This window comes from Methylobacterium pseudosasicola, from assembly GCF_900114535.1.
In the GTDB taxonomy this organism is placed as follows: Bacteria; Pseudomonadota; Alphaproteobacteria; order Rhizobiales; family Beijerinckiaceae; genus Methylobacterium; species Methylobacterium pseudosasicola.
Window position 1 is genome coordinate 166,645 of sequence record NZ_FOTK01000008.1, and the last position, 22,210, is coordinate 188,854.

Genomic DNA, 22,210 nt, shown 5'->3' on the forward strand with positions numbered 1-22,210 from the left:
CATATCCAGGGGGACGGCCGGGAGGCGGTGCGACCGCGGCCTCCCGGGCCGGTCTGGAGTGTTGACGTGGGCCAACGAACCTATCCGCAGCCGCCGCCTGTCCCGACGGGCCTGCGCGGCCGATGCCCGCGCTGCGGCGAAGGCCACCTGTTCCAGGGCTACCTGACCCTGCGCCCGTCCTGCGACGCCTGTGGGCTCGATTACGAGAGCTTCGACTCGGCGGACGGACCGGCCTTCTTCGTCATGTCCATCGTCGGCCTGCTGGTGGTCGGCCTGGCCCTGTGGCTGGAGATCACCTACGAGCCGCCGATCTGGGTCCACGCGCTGGTGGCCGGTACGCTCTCGATCGGCCTGAGCCTGATCCTGGTCCGTCCGCTCAAGGGCATGCTGATCGCGCTCCAGTACAGCAACAAGGCCGAGCAGGGACGCTTCGAGCAGTGAGCCGATCCACGCCGCGTGCTGCCGCCTGGCGCGACCTCGTCGCGCCCGGTCTCGCTTCCCTGATCGCGCTCGCGATCCTGCTGAGCCTCGGGATCTGGCAGATCGAGCGCAAGAGCTGGAAGGAAGAGCTGATCGCCCGCATCACCCGGCAGACCAAGGCCGAGCCGGTGGCGCCGCCCGCCCCCGATTCCTGGGATCCGGCGCGGGACGAGTTCCGCCACGTGCGCGTCTCCGGCCGCTTCGCCAATGATCGCGAGACCCTGGTTCACGGTTTGGCGGCTGGCGAAACGCCTGGCCGGGCGCTGCAGGGCTACTACGTGATCACGCCGCTCCTGCGGACCGATGGTCCCACGGTCCTGGTCAATCGCGGTTTCGTGCCGACCGAGCTGAAGGCGCAGGCCGACCGCCGGGACGGTCTGATCGAAGGCCCGACCACCGTGACCGGCATCCTCCGCGCCAGCGAACCGCGCGGGCTGTTCGTGCCGGAGGCCGACCCGACGCGCGGCGAGTGGTTCAACCGCGACGTCTCCGGCATCGCCGCCGCGCGCGGGATCGCCGAGGCGGCGCCCTACCTGATCGAGGCGGATTCGGTGCCCGGCCAGACCACGTGGCCGCGCGGGGGCCAGCTGAAGGTCGATATCCCCAACAACCATCTGCAATACGCCTTCACGTGGTTCGCCCTCGCAGCGTGCCTGATCGGCGTCTTCGGCGTGTTCGCGTATCGGCGCCTGCACGACTCCGATGCCCTCGGCAGAGCGCGAGAATAAAATCGCGTTTGATTTCGCGGCAGGCAGAAGATTGCCGCCCGAACAGTCTATAAAACGGCAAACGGTTCCTTTGACCGGCGGCATGAGAGCCGGAATACTTCGCCTGTTCCTAAGCGGTCGCGCAAATCTGCATCCTGTATTCAGTTTGCCGCGACCCTTCGAAGATGCCGCGGAGCTATAACTCCGCGCGAGCGAGGTAGCGCGCCATGACCGTCCGTTTCGTCGAAGACACGCCGCCTGACCCCATCCGCTTCGCCTATTGGGTGCCCAATGTCTCGGGCGGCCTAGTGATCAGCAAGATCCCGCAACGCACGAGCTGGGACGCCGATTACAACCGCCGTCTGGCGCAGATCGCCGAGGAATCCGGCTTCGACTACGCCCTGACCCAGATCCGCTTCACCGCCGGCTACGGCGCCGAGTATCAGCACGAATCGGTGGCGTTCAGCCACGCGCTGCTGGCCGCGACCTCCCGGCTCAAGGTGATCGCGGCGCTCCTGCCCGGCCCCTGGCACCCGACGCTGGCAGCCAAGCAGATCGCGACCATCTCGCAGCTCAGCGGCGGCCGGATCGCCGTCAACATCGTGTCGGGCTGGTTCTCGGGTGAGTTCCGGGCGATCGGCGAGCCCTGGCTCGACCACGACGAGCGCTACCGCCGCTCGGAAGAGTTCATCCGCAGCCTGCGCGGGATCTGGACGCAGGACAACTTCACCTTCCGCGGCAATTTCTATCGCTACACCGACTACACCCTGAAGCCGAAGCCGGCCGATCCGCTGCCGGAGATCTTCCAGGGCGGCTCGTCCCGGGCGGCGCGCGACATGGCGGCCCGCGTCTCCGATTGGTACTTCACCAACGGCAACACGCCGGAGAACATCCGCGCCCAGGTCGACGACATCCGCGCCAAGGCTGCCGAGAACGGCAACCGCCCGCGCATCGGCGTGAACGCCTTCGTGATCGCCCGCGATACCGAGGAGGAGGCGCAGGCCGTCCTCCAGGAGATCATCGAGAATGCCGACCCGGATGCCGTGAAGGCGTTCGGCCACGAGGTGAAGAATGCCGGCAAGGCCTCGCCCGAGGGCGAAGGCAACTGGGCGAGGTCGAGCTTCAACGACCTCGTCCAGTACAACGACGGCTTCAAGACCAACCTGATCGGCACGCCGGACCAGATCGCCGAGCGGATCCTGGCGCTCAAGGATGCCGGCGCCGACCTCGCCCTGCTGGCCTTCCTGCACTTCCAGGAGGAGGTCGCGTATTTCGGCACGCACATCATCCCGCGGGTCCGCGCCCTCGAAGCCGCGCGCGAGAAGCGCGCCGAGGCGGCCTGATCTCCGCGCCCGATCTCAAAAAACCTGTCCTATCGGAGTGAGCCATGAACATCGCCGTCGATGCGCGCACGCTCGACACCCAGCCGCACCAGGGCGTTCCCGGCCCAGCGCGGCCGCCCTCCCCCGCCCACGTGATCCGTGACGATGCCGAGGCGCTGGCTGTGGCCCACCGCCTCGCCGCGGAGTTCCGGCTCGGCGCCTCCGAGCGCGACCGGAACCATACCCGGCCCCTGGCGGAGCTCGACGCCTTCTCCCAGAGCGGCCTGTGGTCGATCAACGTGCCCAAGGCCTATGGCGGCCCGGAGGTCTCCTACAAGACCCTGGCGCAGGTCATCGCGCTGATCTCGGCGGCCGATCCGGCGATCGGGCAGATTTCGCAGAACCACCTGGGGATCGTGGCGGCGATCCGGACCGTGTCGGACGAGCCGCAGAAGCGGCTGCTGTTCGGGGAGGTCCTGCGCGGCACCCGGTTCGGCAACGCCTTCTCCGAGCGCGGGACCAAGCGGGCCGCCGATTTCGACACCCGCTTCACCGATCACGGCGACCACGTGATCGTGCGCGGCCAGAAATTCTACGCCACCGGGGCGCTGCTGGCGCATCTCGTGCCGATCGTGGCCCTCGATGCCGAGGGCCGGGCCTGGTACGCCATCGCCGAGCGGGACGCGCCGGGGCTCACGGTGATCGACGACTGGTCCAGCTTCGGCCAGCGCGGCACGGCGAGCGGCACGGTGCTGATCGAAGATGTCCGGGTGGAGAAGAGCCACCTAGTGCCGGCCTGGAAGGGCTACGAGGCGCCGAGCGCGGACGGGGCGATCTTCCAGATCATCCAGGCGGCGGTCGATGCCGGCATCGGCCGGGAGGCTCTGGACGACACGATCCGCTTCGTGCGCGAAAAGGCGCGGCCCTGGATCGATAGCGGGCAGGAGCGTGCCCCCGACGACCCCTACACGATCCAGGCGATCGGCGACCTCACCATCCGCCAGCATGCCGCCGAAGCCCTGCTCGACAAGGCCGGCCTCGCCCTCGACGCGGCGGTGGCCCAGCCGGACGCCGAGAGCGTCGCCGCCGCGCAGCTCGCCGTCGCGGAGGCGGAGGTGCTGACCACCGACATCGCCCTGGCGGCCTCCAACAAGCTGTTCGAGCTGTCCGGCACCCGCTCGACGCTGGCCGCCGAAAACCTCGACCGGCACTGGCGCAACGCCCGGACCCACACCCTGCACGATCCGGTCCGCTGGAAGGTCGCCATCATCGGCAACCACGCGCTGAACGGCGTCGCCCCGCCGTTCCACGCCTGGAGCTAGCCGGGTCGCGTATAGAGTTGGCCGGCGCCCCGGATACCCATTCCGGGGCGCCGAACGTTCAGAGGACCGGCAGGCCCCGGGCCTTGGCTTCCTCGCCCGGCTCGACGTGGATCGTGACGACCGCCCCGGGGATCGTGGTCTCCAGGGCGCTCTCCAGCCGGTCGCAGATGGCGTGCGAGGCCTCAACGGTCATGCTGCCCGGGACCACGAGGTGGAAGTCGATGAACGTCGCCTGGCCCGCCGAGCGGGTTCGGACGTCGTGAGCTTCCAGGGCGCCCTCGCCGTGGCGGGAGATCAGCGAACGGATCTCGCAGACCATGTCGGGCGAGGCGGCCCGGTCCATGAGGCCGTCGACCGATTCGCGCACCATGCGGAAGCCGGACCAGAGGATGTTGAGCGCCACGAGCCCGGCCACCGCCGGGTCGAGGATCGGATAGCCGGTCAGCCAGACGGCCGCGACGCCGACGAGCACGCCGCAGGAGGTCACTACGTCGGCGAAGACGTGGCGGGCATCCGCGATCAGGGCCGGCGAGCGCCAAGCCCGGCCCCAGCGCATCAGCGCCCAGGCCCAGGCGGCGTTGATCGCCCCGGCGCCAAGGTTGATCGCGAGGCCGAGAGCCGGCGCGTCCAGCGGTTTCGGGGCAAGCAGGCCGAAATACGCTTCCCGCAGGATCAGGACCGCCGCCACGACGATGAGCGCGCCCTCGATCACGGCGGAGAAGAATTCCGCCTTGTGGTGACCGTAGGGATGCTCCGCATCGGCCGGGCGCGCAGCGACCCGCAGGGCCACGAAGGCGCCGATTGCCGCCACCACGTTGATGATGCTCTCGAGCGCATCGGAATACAGCGCCAGGCTGCTGGTGAGCCACGCCGCATAAAATTTGAGCGCGGTCACCACAAGGCCGATGCCGGCGCTGAGGAGGGCTGCTTTCTGGGTCCGGTCCATGGGGGCGCCGATCACGTGTCGACGTGCCCATACGGGACGCAGCTTGCCTCAGGCCACGGCAAAGCTTCAACGCTGCCGAATGAGTCTTAGCTTCGGCTATGCCTCGGCCGGTGGAATCCCCTGGCCGCGCTCGGCTTCGCGTTGCCGGCTCCGCTCGGCCTTGGCCCGCGCCTCGGCAGCCTTGCGCAACAGGCGCCGCTTCTGCCAGGCGAAGCGCGTGGTGGCCGCGATCGTCTCGAGGCGCGCCGCCTCCCGGTCCCAATAGCCGACGAGCTGACCATCGAGGGTGACGCGCCGGGTGCGGCTGGGCCTGAGCATGCGGTTCAGTCCTGCGGGGAGGCCGGCTCGCCGGTCTCGGCCACGATCAGCGAATCGGCATCGCCGCGAAAGCTGCCGGTCCCGGTATTGGGCACCGGCACGGCAGGGCTCCCAAAAGGCTCGCTCGGATAGGCCTCCTCGAACTTCGCCCGGGCGGCGGCCGGATCGTCGGCCTTGAGCACGATCTCCTCGGTGCCGGGTAAGGGCCAGCGCGGGTCGGCGGCATCGCGGGGTCGCACGGCGTACCAGGGCATCGTTTGAGCGTCTCCCGCGTCGGTGAGGCGAGAACCAGCAGGGCCGCGAACCGGTTCCGAGGTTGAAACCGCGTGCCGTTCGGTGCAGGCAGCCGGCGATGCGCGTAGACCTGTTCGATTTCGAGTTGCCGGAGAGCTGCATCGCCCTGCGCCCGGCCGAGCCGCGCGATGGCGGGCGGCTCCTCGTCGTGCGTCCGGGCGAGGCGCTGGCGGATCGCACGGTGCGCGACCTGCCCGGCGCGCTCCGGGCCGGCGATGCCCTGGTCTTCAACGACACGAAGGTGATCCCGGCGCGGCTTAACGGCGTCCGCACCCGTCCCGGCGCGCCCGGCCAGCGCACCGAGGTGTTGCTGCACCTGCGCGAGGCGCCCGCGCGCTGGCGCGCCTTCGCCCGGCCGGCCAAGCGTTTGAGCGTCGGCGACGCGCTTCAGTTTGGCGAGCTACGGGCCACCGTGTTCGCGAAGGGCGAGGCCGGCGAGATCACCCTCGATTTCGACCGCGCCAGCCCCGAACTCGACGCCCAGATCGCGTTGGAAGGCGCCCTGCCCCTGCCGCCCTACATCGCCGGCAAGCGCGCCACCGACGCCCGCGACGCGACGGACTACCAGACGATCTATGCCCGCCATCCGGGCGCCGTGGCGGCACCTACCGCGGGCCTGCATTTCTCCGATGATCTGCTGACGGCGCTGGATGCCGCCGGCCTGCAGCGCCACCACGTCACCCTGCATGTCGGCGCCGGGACGTTCCTGCCGGTCAAGGCGGACGATACCGAGGGCCACCGGATGCATGCGGAGATCGGCATCCTCGACGCCGAGACCGCCGCCGCCCTCAACGCCGTCCGGGCATCCGGCGGCCGGATCGTCGCGGTGGGCACCACGGCCCTGCGCCTGCTGGAGAGCGCCGCGCGCCCAGACGGCACGCTCTCGGCCTTCTCCGGTCCCACCGACATCTTCATCACTCCCGGCTACCGGTTCCGCGCGATCGACGCGCTGGTGACGAATTTCCACCTGCCGCGCTCGACCCTGTTCATGCTGGTCTCGGCCTTCTCGGGCCTCGACACGATGCGGGCAGCCTACGCGCACGCGATCCGGAGCGGTTACCGCTTCTACTCCTACGGCGACGCCAGCCTGCTGTTTCCGGGCCCGCGCGCGGACATCTCATGACCGTTCCTGCCATGACCGAGACCACGCCCTTCGGCTTCACTCTGCACCGGCAGGACGGAACCGCCCGGACCGGCGAGATCGCGACGCCGCGCGGAAACATCCGCACGCCGGCCTTCATGCCGGTGGGGACCGCCGCCACCGTCAAGGCGATGTATCCTGGTCAGGTGCGGGAGCTCGGCGCCGACGTGGTCCTGGGCAACACCTACCACCTGATGCTGCGCCCCGGCCCCGAGCGGATGGCGCGGCTCGGCGGCCTGCACACGTTCATGAACTGGGACCGACCGATCCTGACCGATTCCGGCGGCTTCCAGGTGATGTCGCTCTCGGCCCTGCGGAAGATCGACGAGCAGGGGGTGACGTTCCGCTCGCATATCGACGGCACCGCCCACCACATGAGCCCGGAGCGCTCCATCGAGATCCAGGGCCTGCTCGGCTCCGACATCCAGATGCAGCTCGACGAGTGCGTGCGCCTGCCGGCTGAGCACAAGGCGATCGAGAAGGCCATGCACCTGTCCCTGCGCTGGGCCGAGCGCTGCCGGATCGCCTTTGGCGAGCAGCCGGGCAAGGCGATGTTCGGCATCGTGCAGGGCGGCGACGTCCCGGCGCTCCGCGTCGAGAGCGCCCGCGCCCTGACCGACCTCGACCTGAAGGGCTACGCAGTCGGCGGTCTCGCGGTCGGTGAGCCGCAAGCAGTGATGTTTGCCATGATCGAGACCGTGGAGCCGCACCTGCCGCAGGCGAAGCCGCGCTACCTGATGGGCGTCGGCACCCCGGACGATATCCTGGGTGCGGTCGCCCGGGGCATCGACATGTTCGACTGCGTGATGCCGACCCGGGCCGGCCGCCATGGCCTCGCCTACACCCGCAACGGCCGGGTCAACCTGCGCAACGCTCGCCACGCCGAGGACACGGCGCCGCTGGACGAGAGCTCGACCTGCCCGGCCGCGCGGGACTATTCCCGGGCCTATCTCCACCATCTCGTGCGGTCGAACGAGATTCTGGGGATGATGCTGCTGACTTGGAACAACCTCGCCTACTATCAGGACCTGATGGCCGGCGCCCGGGCGGCGATCCGGGACGGGCGATTCGCGGATTACTGCGGCGCCACCCGCGAGGGCTGGGCGCGGGCCGAACGCGCCGCCGGCTGATAGGGCCGAGTCACGGGTGCGCAAGCACCCGGTAAATCCCGGCCGGGTCGTCGGCGCCGGTGCGGACTGCCGCATTCAGATCCGCCACGATCCACGCGGCCACCGGCAGACGGTAATGCAGCGCGTCCCAGTAATTTGCGTCCTGCATCGTCACCGGCGAAGACCTGCGGAAATCCACGACGACGGCTCCGTGCTTCGCACCGATCGCCGCGACGCGGGCCTTGCAGGTCTCCTCTCGCTGGCCAGCGAGCGTTCCGGGTGCGCCTTGCGCCGCCGCATGCACCGGCATGAAGGCCAAAAGCTTCAGGGCGCCCGCAGGGATTTTCGCGAGGAGCGCATCGAGGCGTGCCAGTGCCGGCATCGGGGCATCCGGCGAGTCAGTTGCGGCAGCCGGATCGAGGGCGCCGGCCCGGATATGGTCGCGAGCGCGCACGGGATCGTAGAGCGCCTCGGGCGGCGTGAAGACCGCGTAGCCGTCGGGGCGGATCCGCGGCCGGGCCAGGCCGAGGCGCGCCAGCCCGGCCTGTGCGGCGATCGTGACCGAGCGCAGGCTCACCTGCCGCAGCACGCCCCAGGGCGCCCCCGCTTCATAGAGCCAGTCCGGGAAGGCATTGGTGGTGCGGGCCGGCGGATCGGCAGCGCACCAGGTCGTGTCGAGCCCGAACAGGATCGCTTTCACCGGCCGGTGCGCGAGGAAGAGTTCGGCCAAGCGGATCTGCTCGTCCGGCGTCGCCGCGTTCATTGCTAGATTGGCGAAGCGCGCATCGAAAGCGGCATCGAGCGCGGCCGGATCGAGAAGCCGCGCCGTCGAGGTGCCGAACACGGCTGCATCGAATGGGCCGCCGCGGGCGATCTGCGGGTAGGAGAGCCGCTGGTTGGTGTCCATGATCGGACCGGGCGGATGGTCGGGACCCGCGCGCAGGCCGTAGGGGTCGAGACTCGCGACGCCGACGACGATTGCGAGGCCGAGCAACGCGGCGGCGATCAGGAAAGCCCGCGTGAAGCCGGCCCAAACGGTGGGCGCGGCGTCGGCATGAACGGGAGAGGCGGACGAATCCGGAGCCATGGGCAGGCGGCATACCCGCTTCGGTTCGAGGCGTCGCGGTGATTTGGAGGGCGGACCGTGTTCCGGAGGACGATGATCCGCCGCTACGTCGGGGGCGGAACCCTCGCCGGAACGGCCGGCGACCGGTCCGAACCGAAAAGGTCAAGTTTGTTCGATCTGAGAAGCCGGGAAGACCCTAACTCCGTGAAAGAGCTTGGTCGGAGTGGCAGGATTTGAACCTGCGACCCCCACGTCCCGAACGTGGTGCGCTACCAGACTGCGCTACACTCCGAAGGCCGGCTTGCGTGTCCGCAACTGCCGGCAGCGGGCTTATAGCTGCGCCTTTCCCGGACCGCAAGGGCGGTTTTGGGCGATCAGCCAAGGCGGCTCGGCCAATCGTCCGGGAAATGTCGAACTGCGATCCCAGCCTCTGCGGATCGCACCGCGACGGTCGCGGCGTAGCCCGGTCCGCAATCGACGCTCGTGAGGGTCCACGTGCCGTCCTGTGCCATGCGCAGGAAACGCGGCGGCTCGGGCGGCACGCTGACGCTGAAGCGATCAAGCGGCAGCAACAGGCCGGTGCCCAGCGCCTTCACCACGGCTTCCTTGCGGGTCCAGAGGCCGAAGAAGGCGGGATCGATGGCGCTCAGCGGCAAAGCCGCCAGGGCGGCGGCTTCGTCGGGCGCGAAATGCGCGCGGGCGATGCGCAGGGCGTCCGTGATGGGCCGGATCTCCTCGAGATCGACGCCGATAGCCGCGCCACGGGCGAGGCCGATGAGGGCGCGTCCGCCGGAATGGGACAGGTTGAAGTCGAGGGCGCCGCGCGCGGCCCCGCCGAGTTCAGGCTTGCCGCCGGCACCGGCCTCCAGGCGGATCTCGGCCGGCGCGAGGCTCAGAGCCTCCGCGAGGATCAGCCGGAGCGCCGCATGGCTCGCCCGATGGCGCGCGCGGTCGGCAGGCCGCAGGAAGCGATTGCCGCGGTCGCGCTCGTCGGCGTCGAGAACCGCCTCGCAAAGATCGAACTCGTTGGGCGACAGGGCGAGATCGACGACCCAGATGTCGGCCGCGCTCACGCGACGCCTCGCGGGTTCTGAGTGCACGACGTAGTCTGCTTAGGACGAAGCGGCACGGGTTCGGATCCGGTGACGGTGGGATGAGGAGCATCGGCGTGCGCCACCGGACCGGCAAGTGCATCCCAGCTTGAGCGCCCAATCGCGTGTGGGATGGCTGCAAACCCCGAGCCTCGCCGGGCGGCGCGCCCGCTACGGCGTGTTCTTCGCCACCTACCTCTATCAGGGCCTGATCGCCGGATTCTCGCTGACCGCCCAGGCCAATCATCTCGCGGCGCGTGGGGTCTCGGCCACCGAGGTCGGGTTCCACTTCGCCCTGGCCGGGTTGCCCTGGACGATTCAGCCGATTCTGTGGGGTCCGCTCATCGATCGGTCCGCCGATTTCCGCATGGGTCGGCGTCGGCCCTTCGCGGTGGCGGCGATCCTCGGTTGTCACGCGGCGATCGCCCTGATGCTGCTGCTCAGCGCCGATCAGGTGGGCCTGCTCGGCTTCGCCTTCCTGGTCCACAGCGTCTTCGCGTCCCTGCTCGACACCGCCTGCGACCGGATGATCATGGATCACGTGCCGGGGGACGAGCTCGGCCGGGTCTCCGCCTGCACGCGGGCCGGGTTCGTCGCCGGCACCAGCCTCAGCGCCGCACTCTTCGGCTGGACGCTCGCCGCCTATGGGCTGGATGTGAGTCTCGCCGGGTTGCTGGCGGCCGGAATTTTGGCGAGCCTGCCGATGCTGATCGTGCGCGAGGCGCCCAGCGACGCGCTGGTGGATTTCGGCCGGCGCGGCTCGGCACCGCGGCGCATCCCGTTTCCGCGCTTCCTGCGCCGCCTCGGCCTCGCCCTGCGCCGGAAGCGGGCGCTGCAGCTTCTCGCCCTGTGCTTCGGCCTCGACGGCGCCCTCGGGCTGTTCGAGCTGCCCTTCTCGGTCGACCTGCTCCAGGGCCAGGGATGGGACGCGGCGGCGCTGTCGCGCCTCCAGGCCGGTCTGGCCTTGGTGAGCGGGACCGCGGGCGCCTTCGCGATCGGCCTCTGGTCCGACCGGGCGGGGCCGGTCAGGCCGCTCAGACTGCTGCTTCTGGCGAGCGCGATGACCTTCGTGCTGGCCGGCGCCCTGATCGCCGCGGGTCTCCTCGGCTCGGCGGCGCCGCTGATCCTGGCGCTCACCAACGCGCTGCCGGGGCTGCTGATCGTCGCGCTGATGCCGGCCCTGCTTCAGGCCAGCCGCGGGCGCGCCGGCGCGGCGACCCAGTTCGAGGTCTACATGGCGGCGATGAATCTCGGCTCGGTCACCGGCACGGTGCTAGCGGGGTGGCTCGCCCCAATCATGCCGCTGGCCGTGCTGAGCGCGGTCGTCGCCGCCGTGTTCTTCGGCGCCTTCCTGGCGGTCGGCCGCGGCGATCTGCTCGCCTCACGTGGCTGAGGGTTGTGGGGACGCCGCGACGCGGCCGGGTCCCGCCGGGCGCGCGATGCGCTAGAACGCCCCCATGCCAGCCGCGAAACCCGACACGCCCGAACTCGACCTCACCGCCGAGGAGGCGCGCACCGAGCATGCGCGGCTCTCGGAGGCGATCCAGGAGGCCGATCGGCTCTACCACCAGGAGGACGCGCCCGAGATTTCGGACGCCGAGTACGACCGCCTGCGCCGCCGCCTCGAAGAGATCGAGACCCGTTTCCCGGATCTCGCCGGGACTGGGGCGGCCAGCACCTCGGTGGGTGCCAAGCCCTCGGAAAAGTTCGCCAAGGTCCGGCATGCCGTGCCGATGCTGTCGCTCGGCAACGCCTTCGATCCGGAGGAAGTCAGCGAGTTCGTGGCCCGGGTCCGCCGCTTCCTCGGGCTTGCCGAAGACGCGCCGCTCGCCTTTACGGCCGAGCCGAAGATCGACGGCCTGTCCCTGTCGCTGCGCTACGTGAATGGCCAGCTCGAGACGGCGGCGACCCGCGGGGACGGCGAAGTCGGCGAGAACGTCACCGCCAATGCCCGGACCGTGCACGACATTCCGGCGACGCTCGCCGGCACCGGCTGGCCGGAGATCTGCGAAGTGCGCGGCGAGGTCTACCTGTCGCACGCGGATTTCGCCGCGATCAACGCGCGCCAGGAGGCGGCCGGCAAGCCGCTCTTCGCCAATCCGCGCAACGCCGCCGCCGGCAGCCTGCGCCAGCTCGACCCAAGCATCACCGCCTCCCGGCCGCTGAAATTCTTCGCCTATGCTTGGGGGGAGCTCTCGGGGCCGATTGCCGAGACGCAGTCCGGCGTCCTGAAACGCTTTTCCACCTGGGGTCTGCCGGTGAACCCGCTCACCCAGACCTTCACCGACATCGAGTCGATGCTCGGCCATTATCGTCGGATCGAGGCGGACCGGGCCGGGCTCGGCTACGACATCGACGGCGTCGTCTATAAGGTCGACGATCTGGCGCTGCAGAAGCGGCTGGGCTTCGTCTCGCGCTCGCCCCGCTGGGCGCTGGCCCACAAGTTCGCCGCCCAGGAGGCGACGACGGTGGTGGAGGACATCGTCATCAATGTCGGCCGCACCGGCTCGCTCAACCCCCTGGCGAAGCTGAAACCGGTGACGGTGGGCGGCGTCGTCGTCTCCAACGCGACTCTCCACAACGAGGGCTACGTCAAGGGCGTCGGCGGCGACGGCGAGCCGATCCGCGACGGGCGCGACATCCGCGTCGGCGACACCGTCACGGTGGTTCGGGCCGGCGACGTGATCCCGAAGGTCATGGATGTCGACTTGACCAAGCGGCCGCCGGATTCGCAGCCCTACACCTTCCCCGAGACCTGTCCCGCCTGCGGCAGCCGCGCGGTGCGGGCGATCAACCCGCGCACCGGCCGCCCAGACGCGATCCGGCGTTGCACCGGCGGCCTGATCTGCCCGGCGCAGGGGGTCGAGCGGTTGAAGCACTTCGTGTCGCGCAACGGCTTCGACATCGAGGGCTTCGGCGAGACCTATATCGAGGTCCTGTTCGAGGCCGGGCTGGTCCGCCAGCCCGCCGACCTGTTCCGGCTCGACTTCGAGACCCTGAAGGCCGCCGTCGTGGCCCGGCGCGAGGCGCTTTCGGCCGAGCGGCGCGCCGAGGCCGGGGCGACCGAGCCGCCCAAGAAGGCCGCGAAGAAGAAGGGCGAAGAGGAAGACAAGGCGATCAAGAATCTGCTCGCCGGCGTCGAGGGACGCCGGACGGTGCCGATGAACCGCCTGCTCTTCGCCCTCGGCATCCCGCAGATTGGCGAGGCCACCGCCAAGGCCCTGGCCAAGCGCTTTCCGGACATGCCGTCGCTGATCGCGGCGATCCGCGAGGCGGCTGCCGTGCAGCCCGGGCCGGACTGGGTTGAGCTGACCGCCGTGCCGCGGGTCGGCGGCACGACCCGGGATCGCCTGCTGGATCTCGGCTTCCCAGACGACACGCCTTCCGACGCGCCGCGTGCCCGCCTCAGCGCCCCACAGCGCGAGAATCTGCTTCAGCATTACGGCGATGCTGATGGCGTGCGGGCCGCCCTCGCCCGGGCCGCCGCGCAGAAGCCCGGCGATGCCTACCGCCTGTTCGCCGATGACGGCGAGATCGGCCCGGTGGCGACCGACGCGCTGATCCTGTTCTTCTCCGAGCCGCACAATGCCGACGCGGTCGATGCCCTGCTTGAACAGGTGACGGTCGAGCCGATGGAGCGGCCGGCCGCGGTTTCGACCTTCGCCGGCAAGACCGTGGTGTTCACCGGCACCCTGGAAAAAATGACCCGCAACGAAGCCAAGGCGGTGGCCGAGCGGCTGGGCGCGAAGGTCTCCGGATCGGTCTCGGCCAAGACCGACTTCGTCGTCGCGGGCCCGGGCGCCGGGTCAAAGCTGAAGGATGCCGAGAAGCACGGCGTCCGGGTCGTGTCGGAGGACGATTGGCTGGGGATGGTCGCCCAGGGTTGAAGCGCGAGTCGCGCGGGCTTAGACCGGTCGGGAACACCCCGAGAACGTTCCCCGGCATGGTCCACCCGCGATGACGGTCCTGGCCCTCGACTTCGAGACGGCCAACGAGCGGCGCGACAGCGCCTGCGCGGTGGGGCTCGCCTGGATCGCGGACGGGCGGATCGTGCGGCGGGAAAGCCATCTGATCCGCCCGCCGGAGATGCGGTTCTCGCCGGGCAACATCCGGGTCCACGGCATCCTGCCAGCCAACGTTGCGGATCAACCGGACTTCGCCGGGGTGATGGCGCCGTATCTCGGCGACCTGTCCAGCGGCCTGATCCTGGCCCACAACGCGAGCTTCGATATCGGCGTGCTGCGCGCCGGTCTGGCCCGCGCCGGCCTGCCGGTGCCGGCCCTGTCCTATCTCTGCACCGTTCAGATTTCCCGGCGGGTGTTTCCGGCGCAGGAGGGGTGTGGCCTCGGCAAGGTCGCCCGGCGCCTCGGCATCCGCTTCGAGCATCACGATGCCGGCGAGGATGCCTATGCCTGCGCGGCGATCGCGCTGGCGGCCATGCGCGAGACCGAGACGCCGGACGTCCACGGCCTCGCCGCGGCGATCGGTGTGCCAATCACCCGAGTGACGGGCGGACCCACCCTCCCCCGCCGGGCTCCGGGGGCGATCAGCAATCGGGCGCTGGCCGCCTTTCCGGCGGCGCCCTCGGCGCTGAGCTTCACGATCCGGGGCTCCACCGGCAACCAATACAACGTCGTGCTGGAAGAGCGGGCCGGCGGCCCACAGCTGCGCTGCACCTGCACGGCCGGCCGCTACGGGATGCGCTGCCGCCACGTGAAAGCGCTGGAAGTCGGCGACATCACCGACCTCCTCTCCGACAACGCCAACGATGTCGAACTGCTCGCCCGCATGCTCGGCGCGAAGGTCCGCGTCGCCTGACGGTGGCTTTCCTGGCTGAAGGCGTTCGTAACGCGGCGACGCGCTCGATATTGATCGCGCCGATATACCGGTGCGTGATCAGCCGTCGACGCCGCGAGGCGAGCCGTTCCCGAGGCGGTCGGGAACGGCTCTCTGGCCCTGGTCTGATGGGCCTCGGCCAAAATATCAGGCGGCGCGTTTGTGCTCCCCGTAAAAAGTCCCGCCCTGCTCGGCCATGGCCGCCAGGGTGTCGGGCACCCGGAAGCGGGGGCCGTGCTTGGCCTCTAGGCCGCGGGCGAGCGCCACGAAGGACGCCGCGCCCATGAAGTCGATGTAGGACAGGGTACCGCCCGTGAAGGGCGCGAAGCCGAAGCCGAGGATCGAGCCGACATCGGCCTCCCGGGGATCCGTGACCACGCCCTCGCCGACCGTGCGGGCGGCTTCCAGCGCCTGCACCACCAGGAGCCGCTGCTTCAGCTCGTTGAAGTTCACCGCCTCCGGGTCGAGCCGATTGGGCTGCAGCTCCGCCAGGCCCGGCCAGAGGCGCTTGGGCGCGCCTTCCGGGTAATCGTAGAAGCCCTTGCGGTTCTTGCGCCCGAGCCGGCCCTGGCCTTCGACCATAGCGGTGAGGATCGACTTCTGGGCCGGGTCGACCGCCCCCTCCCCCACCTGCGCCTCGGTGGCCTTGGCGATCTTCAGCACAAGGTCCAGGGCGACCTCGTCGTTGAGCGAGAGCGGCCCGACCGGCATGCCGGCCTGGCGCCCGGCGCTCTCGATCATCGCGGGCGGCACGCCCTCGGCCAGCATCTTGTGGCCTTCGAGGATGTAGGCGCCGACGCAGCGGTTGGCGAAGAAGCCGCGGGCGTCGTTCACGACGATCGGTGTCTTCTTGATCAGCCGCACGTAATCGAGGGCGGTGGCGAGCGCCGCGTCGCCGGTGGCCTCGCCCTTGATGATCTCGACCAGCATCATCTTCTCGACGGGCGAGAAGAAGTGGATGCCCACGAACCGATCCGGCCGCTGCGAGCTCTTCGCCAGGCCGGTGATTGGCAGCGTCGAAGTGTTGGAGGCGAAGATCGTGTCGGGGCCGATCACCGCCTCGACCTTCTGGATCACCTCGGCCTTGACCTTGGGATCCTCGAACACCGCCTCGATCACGAGGTCGCACCCGCTGAGGGTGGCGTAATCCGCCGTGGTCGTGATCCGACCGAGCAGCGCGTCGCGATTGGCGGTCTTGGCGCGGCCCTTGTTGATCTGGCCGGTGATCAGCGTGTGGGCGTAGGCCTTGCCCTTCTCTGCGGCCTCGATCGACTGGTCGACCAGCACCACTTCGAGGCCGGCCTGGGCGGTGACGTAGGCGACGCCGGCACCCATGAAGCCGGCGCCGATCACCCCGACCCGCCGCAAGTTGGTGGCCGGCACGTCCTTGGGCCGGCGGGCGCCCTTGTTCAGCTCGCCCATGGAGATGAACAGCGTGCGGATCATCGCCGCCGCCTCCTTCGAGCGCAGGATATGCGCGAAGTACCGGCTCTCGACCCGCAGGGCGAGGTCCATGGGCAATTGCAGGCCCTCGTAGACCGAGGCCAGGATCGCCTTGGCGGCCGGGTAATTGTCGTGGGTCTCGCGGCGGTAGATCGCGTTGGCCGGCGGCCAGATCATCATGCCGGCCGGCGAGTAGACCTTGCCGGAGGGCGCCTTGAACTTCGGCACGTCCCAGGGGGCGACCGCGGAGCCGCCCTCGCGGATCCAGGCCTTGGCGCGCTCGACGATCTCGGCCTGCGGCGCCACCGCGTGGATCAGGCCCATGCCCTTCGCCATGGGCGCGCGGATCTGCTCGCCCTTGAACAGCATCTGGAGCGCGTCGCCGGTCTGCATCAGCCGGGCGACGCGCTGGGTGCCGCCGCCGCCCGGGAACAGCCCGACCTTGATTTCCGGCAGGCCGACCCGCGTTTTCGCGTCGTCCGAAGCGACCCGGTGATGGCAGGACAGGGCCAGTTCGAAGGCGCCGCCCAGGCACAGGCCCTGAATCGCTGCGGCAAACGGCTTGCCGCAGGTCTCGAGCCGGCGGAACAGCAGCGAGAGGCGGCGCGACGCCTCGAAGAAGTGGCGCATCGCCACCTCCTCGCCCTGCTCGGCTTTCAACTGCTCGTAGGCCCGGCGGTGCGCCTGCAGCATCGTGAGGTCGGCGCCTGCGGAAAAATTGTCCTTGCCGGTGGCGATGACGCAGCCCTTGATCGCGGCGTCCGAGGCGACCTGCTCGATGATCTGCTCGAGCTGGTCCATCACCCCCTCGGTGATCACGTTCATCGACCGGCCGGGCATATCCCAGGTCGCCATCGCAACGCCGTCTGAATCGATCTCAAAGTGGAAATCCGTCAGCGTCATGGTGCCGTCCTCTCAAAGTTACGCCGTCTAAAAGCCGAGGGTTTTGCGTTAAGGTTGCATTGAGTGCTGGGGCGCATGATCCGCCGGTCGGGGGGTACCGACGGAATCGGCACATGACGAAGGACAAAGGCTGCCGCGCTTGCCGCGACGGCGCCGCTCTCGACTTCGACTTCACGATGGCGTTCCAGCCGATCCTCGACGTCGGATCGGGACACGTCTGGGCCTACGAGGCTCTGGTGCGCGGGCCCAACGGAGAGCCGGCGGGCACGATCCTCGACCGGGTGACCGACGCGACGCGCTACCAGTTCGATCAGGCTGCGCGCGTGAAGGCGATCGAGCTGGCCGGGCGCCTGTTCCCCCGGGACAGCGACACGCGGCTCTCGATCAACTTCATGCCGAACGCGGTCTATGAGCCGAATGCCTGCATCCGCGCCTCCCTGGAGGCGGCCCGGCGGGTCGAGTTCTCGTACCGGCGCATCATGTTCGAATTCACCGAGCAGGAGCGGTTCCAAGACATCGAGCACGTGAAGCGCATCGTCGCCGCCTATCGCCAGCAGGGTTTCTTGACGGCGCTCGACGATTTCGGCGCGGGCTTCGCCGGGTTGAATCTGCTGGCGAATTTCCGGCCCGATCTCATCAAGATCGATATGGAGCTTGTGCGCGGCATCGACACCGATGCCGGCCGTCACGCGATCGTCGCGGGCGTCATCGCCATCGCCCGGGCCCTCGGGGTCACCGTGCTGGCGGAAGGCATCGAGACCGCGGCGGAGCGTGAGGCCCTGCGCGGCCTCGGGATCACGCTGATGCAGGGTTATCACTTCGCCAAGCCGAAGCTCGAAGCCTTGCCCCCCGTCGAGGGGTTCGGCCATCGGGCGGCCGCGCGCGCGGCCTGAAGCCAGCCGATCGCGCGCGGGGGAGGTCATGGGCTACTTCGGTGCCGGAGCGGGCGGAGCCGCCGGCGGCGGAACCGGCGGCGCCCCGGTCTTGGGCGCGTTGTCGGTGGCCGCAGCCACCGCCAGCATATTGAGCAGCTTCGTCACCGAGTTCTGCGAGATCGCCGTGACCGCCGAGTTGGGATCGGCGTTCATCGTCTGGAACTTCAGGTAGGTCGGGTCGGCGTAAATCTCGTCGAGATGCTTAAGCTCGGCCAGGGTGAACTTCTGGGCGTATTCCTTCGATAGCCCCTCGATCATGATGCCGCGCTGCTTCTCGAACTCGTCGGTGAGTTCCTTGCGCACGGCCTCGGCGCGCGATTCCGGCATCGGCGCCACGGTCTTCTCCAGGGCGACGTTGAAGCCGGTCTGGAGGTTCTTGATCAGGGTCTTGTTCACGAGCGCGGTCGCCGCGGTCACGCGGTCCGACGCTTCGTCGGCGCGCGCAGCGAGCGGCAGGCTCATGGAGACGCCCAGGCAGAGCGTCGCGATCAGGCGGTTCAAGGGCTCGACTCCCAATTTGTTATCGTTCGGCCCGGATTCGCGCCGCACGTCGTCCGCGCCTCTAGCAGCGTTCCCGGGCTTTGGGGAGCGGCCCCCACCGGCTCCCGCGCCGCAGTCTGGTCTCAGACCCGCTCGATGATCGTGGCGGTCCCCATGCCGGCGCCGATGCAGAGCGTGACCAGGGCGCGCTCCTTGCCGGTGCGCTCCAGCTCGTCGAGCGCCGTCCCGAGGATCATCGCCCCGGTGGCGCCCAGCGGATGACCGAGCGCGATCGCGCCGCCGGTGACGTTGACGATCTCGGGATCGAGATCGAACGCCTGGCAGAAGCGCAGGACCACGGCCGCGAAGGCCTCGTTCACCTCGAACAGGTCGATGTCCGACAGGCTCAGACCGGACCGGGCCAGGACCTTCCGGGTGACGTCGACCGGGCCAGTGAGCATCAGGGCCGGGTCCGAGCCGATATTGGCAAACGCCCGGATCCGCGCCCGGGGCCGCAGCCCGGCGGCGTCGCCGGCCGCCTTGGAGCCGATCAGCACGGCGGCGGCGCCATCGACGATGCCCGACGAGTTGCCGGCGTGGTGGACGTGGTTGACCGTCTCGACATCCGGATGCGCATCCGTCGCCACCGCGTCGAACCCACCCATCTGGCCCATCTGAACGAAGGAGGCCTTCAGCGCGGCGAGAGACTGCATGTCGGTGCCCGGGCGCATATGCTCGTCGCGGTCGAGCAGCGTGATGCCGTTCACGTCGCGCACCGGCACCACCGATCCACCGAACAGACCGTCCGCCCAGGATTTGGCCGAGCGCGCCTGCGAGCGGACCGCGTAGCCGTCGCAATCGTCGCGAGAGAAGCCGTACTTGGTGGCGATCAGGTCGGCCGAGACGCCCTGCGGCATGAAGTAGGATTTGATGGCGATCGCCGGATCGACCGGCCACGCGCCCCCCGAGGCGCCGATGCCGATGCGGCTCATCGATTCGACGCCGCCGCCCACCGCCATCTCGTGCTGGCCGCTCATCACCTGTGCGGCGGCGAAGTTCACCGCATCGAGGCCCGAGGCGCAGAAGCGGTTGATCTGGACGCCCGGGACGTGGTCGCCGTAATCGGAGACGAGGGCCGCGGCGCGGGCGATGTCGCCGCCCGCCTCGCCCACCGGGTCGACGCAGCCGAGGATGACGTCATCGACCAAAGCCGTATCGAGGCCGTTGCGGTCCTTGAGCGCCCGCAGGGCGGTCTCGGCCAGCCGCAGGGCCGTCACCTCATGCAGCGCGCCATCCGCCTTTCCACGGCCGCGGGGCGTGCGGACGTGATCGTAGATGAAGGCTTCGGGCATCGGCGTTCCCCAGCATGTTCTTGCCTGTTGGCGACGCGGCCATACCGGGCCGACTCGCTGGACGCCAGTCTGCCACGGCCCATACGCGTCGCACCATCCCGGGCCACAGGGAAACGGCCGGCCCGACAGGCGCCTGAAACGAAACCGCGCCCGATCGGGGTTCGATCGAGCGCGGTCGCGAGGTCGGTCAGCCTGGGTCCCGGCGGGATCCTAGTCCTGCAGCATGCGCTTCAGGAGCTCGACCTCATCGCCGAGCACTGCGTCCTCGCCGATCTGCTTCTCGATCTTACGCACGGCATGGAGCACGGTGGTGTGGTCGCGCCCACCGAACCGGCGACCGATCTCGGGCAGCGAGCGCAGGGTCAGCACCTTCGATAGGTACATGGCGATCTGGCGCGGCTTGACCACGGCGGCGGTGCGCCGCTCCGACAGGATGTCCGAGCGCGAGACGTTGTAGCGCGAGGCGACCAGCTTCTGGATGTCCTCGATCTTGATCCGCTTCGGCTCGCGGTTCTTCACAAGGTCGCGGATCGCGCTCTCGGCGGTCTCCATGGTCACGGCGGTGCCGGTGAGCGTGGCATGGGCCAGCAGCCGGTTGACCGCCCCTTCGAGGTCGCGGCCGTTGGCGGTGATCGCCCGGGCCACGTAGGTCGCGACCTGCGGCGACACGTCGAAACCCGGATGAGCGGCCCGCACCGCGGCAAGCCGCGCCGACAGGATCGAGACCCGCAGGGCCTCGTCCAGAGCGGTGATCTCGACCACAAGGCCGCCGCCGAGACGCGAGCGGACCCGCTCGTCCAGCGCTTCCAGCTCGGTCGGAGGCCGGTCCGAGGCGACGACGACCTGCCGGCCGGCATCGATCAGCGCGTTGATGGTGTGGCCGAACTCGGCCTGGATCGACTTGCCCTGGATGAACTGGACGTCGTCCAGGATCAGCAGGTCGATGCCGCGCAGCCGCTCCTTGTAGGCGAGCGCCGACTGGGTCTTCAGGGCGTTGACGAAGCCGTACATGAACCGGTCGGCGGTCAGGTAGATCACCCGGCGCCCGGCCTCGCGGGCGGCGTGGCCGATGCCGTGCAACAGGTGGGTCTTGCCCAGGCCGACACCGGCATGGAGATAGAGCGGGTTGTAGAGCGCGCCCTCGCCCTGGTGCCGGGCCACGCGCTCGGCGGCGGCGTGGGCCAGCGCATTCGAGCGGCCGATGACGAAGCTGGAAAAAGTCAGACGGGCGTCGAGCGGCGTGCCGCTAAGGTCACCCCCGGCATCGGCGTTCCGCTGCTCGGAGGCGGTCGCGACAGTAGCGGCCACGGGAGCCGGCGTGTTGGTGGCGTGGAGCCGGGCGAGCGGGCCGCTGGCCGGGCCGGCCTTCGGGGCGCCGACGACCGCGGGGCGGGCCGGGGCGCCGGTGCCGCGCACGCCGACCTCGATCCGGGCGATCTCCTCGGCCTCTGCCTTGAAGGTGCCGAGCACCCGGTCGAGGTAGTGAGATTCGATCCAGCTCTTCAGGAAGCGCGTCGGCACCGTCAGCCGCGCCGTACCGGCCGAGACGCCCTCGAGTTCCAGGCGGGCGAACCAGCTGGCGAATACGTCCTCGCCGAGCTCGGCGCGCAGCCGACGCTTCACCCGCGCCCAGGCGGATCCGAAATCCGTATTGCCGCCGCTGCGGCCTCCCTCGTCGTCGCTCGCCACCGTTCCGTCGACACGCATCACTGGCTCTCCCGACGCCGCCGGCGGAAACCCGCAGGCCGCGCGTACGCACGATTTACGCCCTCAGCGTCCCGCATGACCGGGCGGGACAGATCCCTTGAGTGGAGTCAACTCCCCACCGAGGAACTTTTGCCGATTGGAAGAGCCTATCAACAATTACCTACAGTTCCTTTAACAGTGGGACTTGTGGGGATGGCCCAGATTCCCAACCGCAAGTGTTTCCTGCCCCAACCAGACCGCTTGCTAGAGTCTTGGCGAATCGGATTGATTCGCTCTCGTCCCGATATCGGCGGCTTTTGCTTGAACGCCGTCAGTTTCTGTTAAGCTACACGCCGCCCTTAGACTCTGCAACGCGCGAAATTCTGGTCTAGGGTTAACGCTTCGCGACGGCCCGGGCGCTGAGCGATCCGACGCATCCGGACAGCGGACACGAAAAAGCCCGGCGCGACGGCCGGGCTTTGTCTCGTCCAGTGCTGCGGTGGCGGTTTAGGCGGCCAGCGCCTTCACCCGGGCGGCTAGGCGCGAGACCTTCCGCGAAGCGTTGTTCTTATGGACGATGCCGTGCTGGGCAGCGCGCATCATCTCGGGCTCGGCGGCCCGCAAGGCAGCCAGGGCGTCCTGCTGGTTGCCGGTGGCGATCGCCTCCTCGACCTTGCGGACGAAGGTGCGCATGCGCGAGCGGCGCGAGCGGTTGACCGCCGTGCGCTTCTCGATCTTGCGGGTCATTTTCTTGGCCGAAGCGGTGTTGGCCATGGAGT

The 22,210-nt window shown here is 69.4% G+C and carries 20 protein-coding genes and 1 tRNA gene; 10 read left to right on the plus strand and 11 right to left on the minus strand.

Annotated elements, in window-relative coordinates:
• The first annotated feature begins 66 nt into the window (after positions 1-66).
• The 4 genes from BM228_RS10835 to BM228_RS10850 all read left to right on the plus strand — a co-directional run bounded on the left by BM228_RS10835 (position 67) and on the right by BM228_RS10850 (position 3,831).
• Positions 67-441, plus strand: a complete 375-nt coding sequence (locus tag BM228_RS10835; protein WP_208612017.1) for a DUF983 domain-containing protein — start codon at positions 67-69, stop codon at positions 439-441.
• Positions 438-1,208 carry an SURF1 family protein gene (locus tag BM228_RS10840; protein ID WP_092039823.1) on the plus strand — a complete coding sequence of 257 codons (771 nt, stop codon included), beginning with the start codon at positions 438-440 and terminating at the stop codon, positions 1,206-1,208. The genes BM228_RS10835 and BM228_RS10840 overlap by 4 nt, the downstream gene beginning before the upstream one ends.
• A gap of 206 nt (positions 1,209-1,414) precedes the next feature.
• The gene (sfnG, locus tag BM228_RS10845) at positions 1,415-2,530 is read left to right on the plus strand and encodes a dimethylsulfone monooxygenase SfnG (protein WP_092039826.1); all 1,116 of its coding nucleotides are present in this window, start codon (positions 1,415-1,417) and stop codon (positions 2,528-2,530) included.
• A 44-nt stretch (positions 2,531-2,574) separates the two neighbouring features.
• A complete protein-coding gene (locus BM228_RS10850; RefSeq protein WP_092039829.1) occupies positions 2,575-3,831 on the plus strand; it encodes an SfnB family sulfur acquisition oxidoreductase in 1,257 nt (418 codons plus the stop codon).
• Between the two features lie 58 nt (positions 3,832-3,889).
• On the opposite strand, the gene BM228_RS10855 is transcribed toward BM228_RS10850, so the two are convergent.
• The 3 genes from BM228_RS10855 to BM228_RS10865 all read right to left on the minus strand — a co-directional run bounded on the left by BM228_RS10855 (position 3,890) and on the right by BM228_RS10865 (position 5,349).
• Positions 3,890-4,777 carry a cation diffusion facilitator family transporter gene (locus tag BM228_RS10855; protein WP_092039832.1) on the minus strand — a complete coding sequence of 296 codons (888 nt, stop codon included), beginning with the start codon at positions 4,775-4,777 and terminating at the stop codon, positions 3,890-3,892.
• Between the two features lie 96 nt (positions 4,778-4,873).
• Entirely contained in the window at positions 4,874-5,095 is a 222-nt protein-coding gene (locus tag BM228_RS10860) for a hypothetical protein (RefSeq protein WP_092039835.1), read from the minus strand.
• A 5-nt stretch (positions 5,096-5,100) separates the two neighbouring features.
• Positions 5,101-5,349 carry a hypothetical protein gene (locus BM228_RS10865; RefSeq protein WP_092039837.1) on the minus strand — a complete coding sequence of 83 codons (249 nt, stop codon included), beginning with the start codon at positions 5,347-5,349 and terminating at the stop codon, positions 5,101-5,103.
• A 98-nt stretch (positions 5,350-5,447) separates the two neighbouring features.
• Here BM228_RS10865 and queA point away from each other — a divergent pair, with 98 nt between their 5' ends.
• Entirely contained in the window at positions 5,448-6,512 is a 1,065-nt protein-coding gene (gene queA / locus BM228_RS10870; protein ID WP_092039839.1) for a tRNA preQ1(34) S-adenosylmethionine ribosyltransferase-isomerase QueA, read from the plus strand.
• A gap of 11 nt (positions 6,513-6,523) precedes the next feature.
• Entirely contained in the window at positions 6,524-7,660 is a 1,137-nt protein-coding gene (gene tgt, locus BM228_RS10875; RefSeq protein ID WP_425284929.1) for a tRNA guanosine(34) transglycosylase Tgt, read from the plus strand.
• 10 nt (positions 7,661-7,670) lie between these two features.
• On the opposite strand, the gene BM228_RS10880 is transcribed toward tgt, so the two are convergent.
• The 3 genes from BM228_RS10880 to BM228_RS10890 form a co-directional block, all read right to left on the minus strand.
• Positions 7,671-8,726, minus strand: coding sequence for a hypothetical protein (locus BM228_RS10880; protein ID WP_208612018.1), 1,056 nt, complete (start codon positions 8,724-8,726; stop codon positions 7,671-7,673).
• A gap of 194 nt (positions 8,727-8,920) precedes the next feature.
• Positions 8,921-8,997, minus strand: a tRNA-Pro gene (locus tag BM228_RS10885).
• Positions 8,998-9,079: 82 nt separating this feature from the next.
• On the minus strand, positions 9,080-9,778 hold the full coding sequence (locus tag BM228_RS10890) for a 4'-phosphopantetheinyl transferase family protein (RefSeq protein WP_092039843.1): 699 nt from the start codon (positions 9,776-9,778) through the stop codon (positions 9,080-9,082).
• 127 nt (positions 9,779-9,905) lie between these two features.
• On the opposite strand from BM228_RS10890, the gene BM228_RS10895 reads away from it, so the two are divergent.
• The 3 genes from BM228_RS10895 to BM228_RS10905 all read left to right on the plus strand — a co-directional run bounded on the left by BM228_RS10895 (position 9,906) and on the right by BM228_RS10905 (position 14,614).
• On the plus strand, positions 9,906-11,189 hold the full coding sequence (locus BM228_RS10895; protein ID WP_244537096.1) for an MFS transporter: 1,284 nt from the start codon (positions 9,906-9,908) through the stop codon (positions 11,187-11,189).
• A gap of 64 nt (positions 11,190-11,253) precedes the next feature.
• Positions 11,254-13,683, plus strand: coding sequence for an NAD-dependent DNA ligase LigA (gene ligA / locus BM228_RS10900; protein WP_092039847.1), 2,430 nt, complete (start codon positions 11,254-11,256; stop codon positions 13,681-13,683).
• A 70-nt stretch (positions 13,684-13,753) separates the two neighbouring features.
• Entirely contained in the window at positions 13,754-14,614 is an 861-nt protein-coding gene (locus BM228_RS10905; protein WP_092039849.1) for a 3'-5' exonuclease, read from the plus strand.
• 165 nt (positions 14,615-14,779) lie between these two features.
• Here the strand turns inward: BM228_RS10905 and BM228_RS10910 are convergent, their stop codons facing one another.
• Complete coding sequence (locus tag BM228_RS10910) at positions 14,780-16,978, minus strand: 3-hydroxyacyl-CoA dehydrogenase NAD-binding domain-containing protein (protein WP_092039851.1); 2,199 nt, start codon at positions 16,976-16,978, stop codon at positions 14,780-14,782.
• 113 nt (positions 16,979-17,091) lie between these two features.
• Between BM228_RS10910 and BM228_RS10915 the strand changes: the two genes are divergently transcribed.
• Positions 17,092-17,871 carry an EAL domain-containing protein gene (locus BM228_RS10915; protein ID WP_092039854.1) on the plus strand — a complete coding sequence of 260 codons (780 nt, stop codon included), beginning with the start codon at positions 17,092-17,094 and terminating at the stop codon, positions 17,869-17,871.
• A gap of 33 nt (positions 17,872-17,904) precedes the next feature.
• Here the strand turns inward: BM228_RS10915 and BM228_RS10920 are convergent, their stop codons facing one another.
• From BM228_RS10920 to rpsT, 4 genes are all read right to left on the minus strand, one after another.
• Positions 17,905-18,414: a DUF2059 domain-containing protein gene (locus BM228_RS10920; protein WP_092039856.1), complete on the minus strand. Its 510-nt coding sequence runs from the start codon at positions 18,412-18,414 to the stop codon at positions 17,905-17,907.
• A gap of 122 nt (positions 18,415-18,536) precedes the next feature.
• Positions 18,537-19,745, minus strand: coding sequence for an acetyl-CoA C-acetyltransferase (locus BM228_RS10925; RefSeq protein WP_092039859.1), 1,209 nt, complete (start codon positions 19,743-19,745; stop codon positions 18,537-18,539).
• A gap of 210 nt (positions 19,746-19,955) precedes the next feature.
• Positions 19,956-21,452 carry a chromosomal replication initiator protein DnaA gene (gene dnaA / locus BM228_RS10930; RefSeq protein ID WP_092039862.1) on the minus strand — a complete coding sequence of 499 codons (1,497 nt, stop codon included), beginning with the start codon at positions 21,450-21,452 and terminating at the stop codon, positions 19,956-19,958.
• 486 nt (positions 21,453-21,938) lie between these two features.
• Positions 21,939-22,205 carry a 30S ribosomal protein S20 gene (rpsT, locus tag BM228_RS10935; RefSeq protein ID WP_058190105.1) on the minus strand — a complete coding sequence of 89 codons (267 nt, stop codon included), beginning with the start codon at positions 22,203-22,205 and terminating at the stop codon, positions 21,939-21,941.
• Positions 22,206-22,210 lie beyond the last annotated feature (5 nt).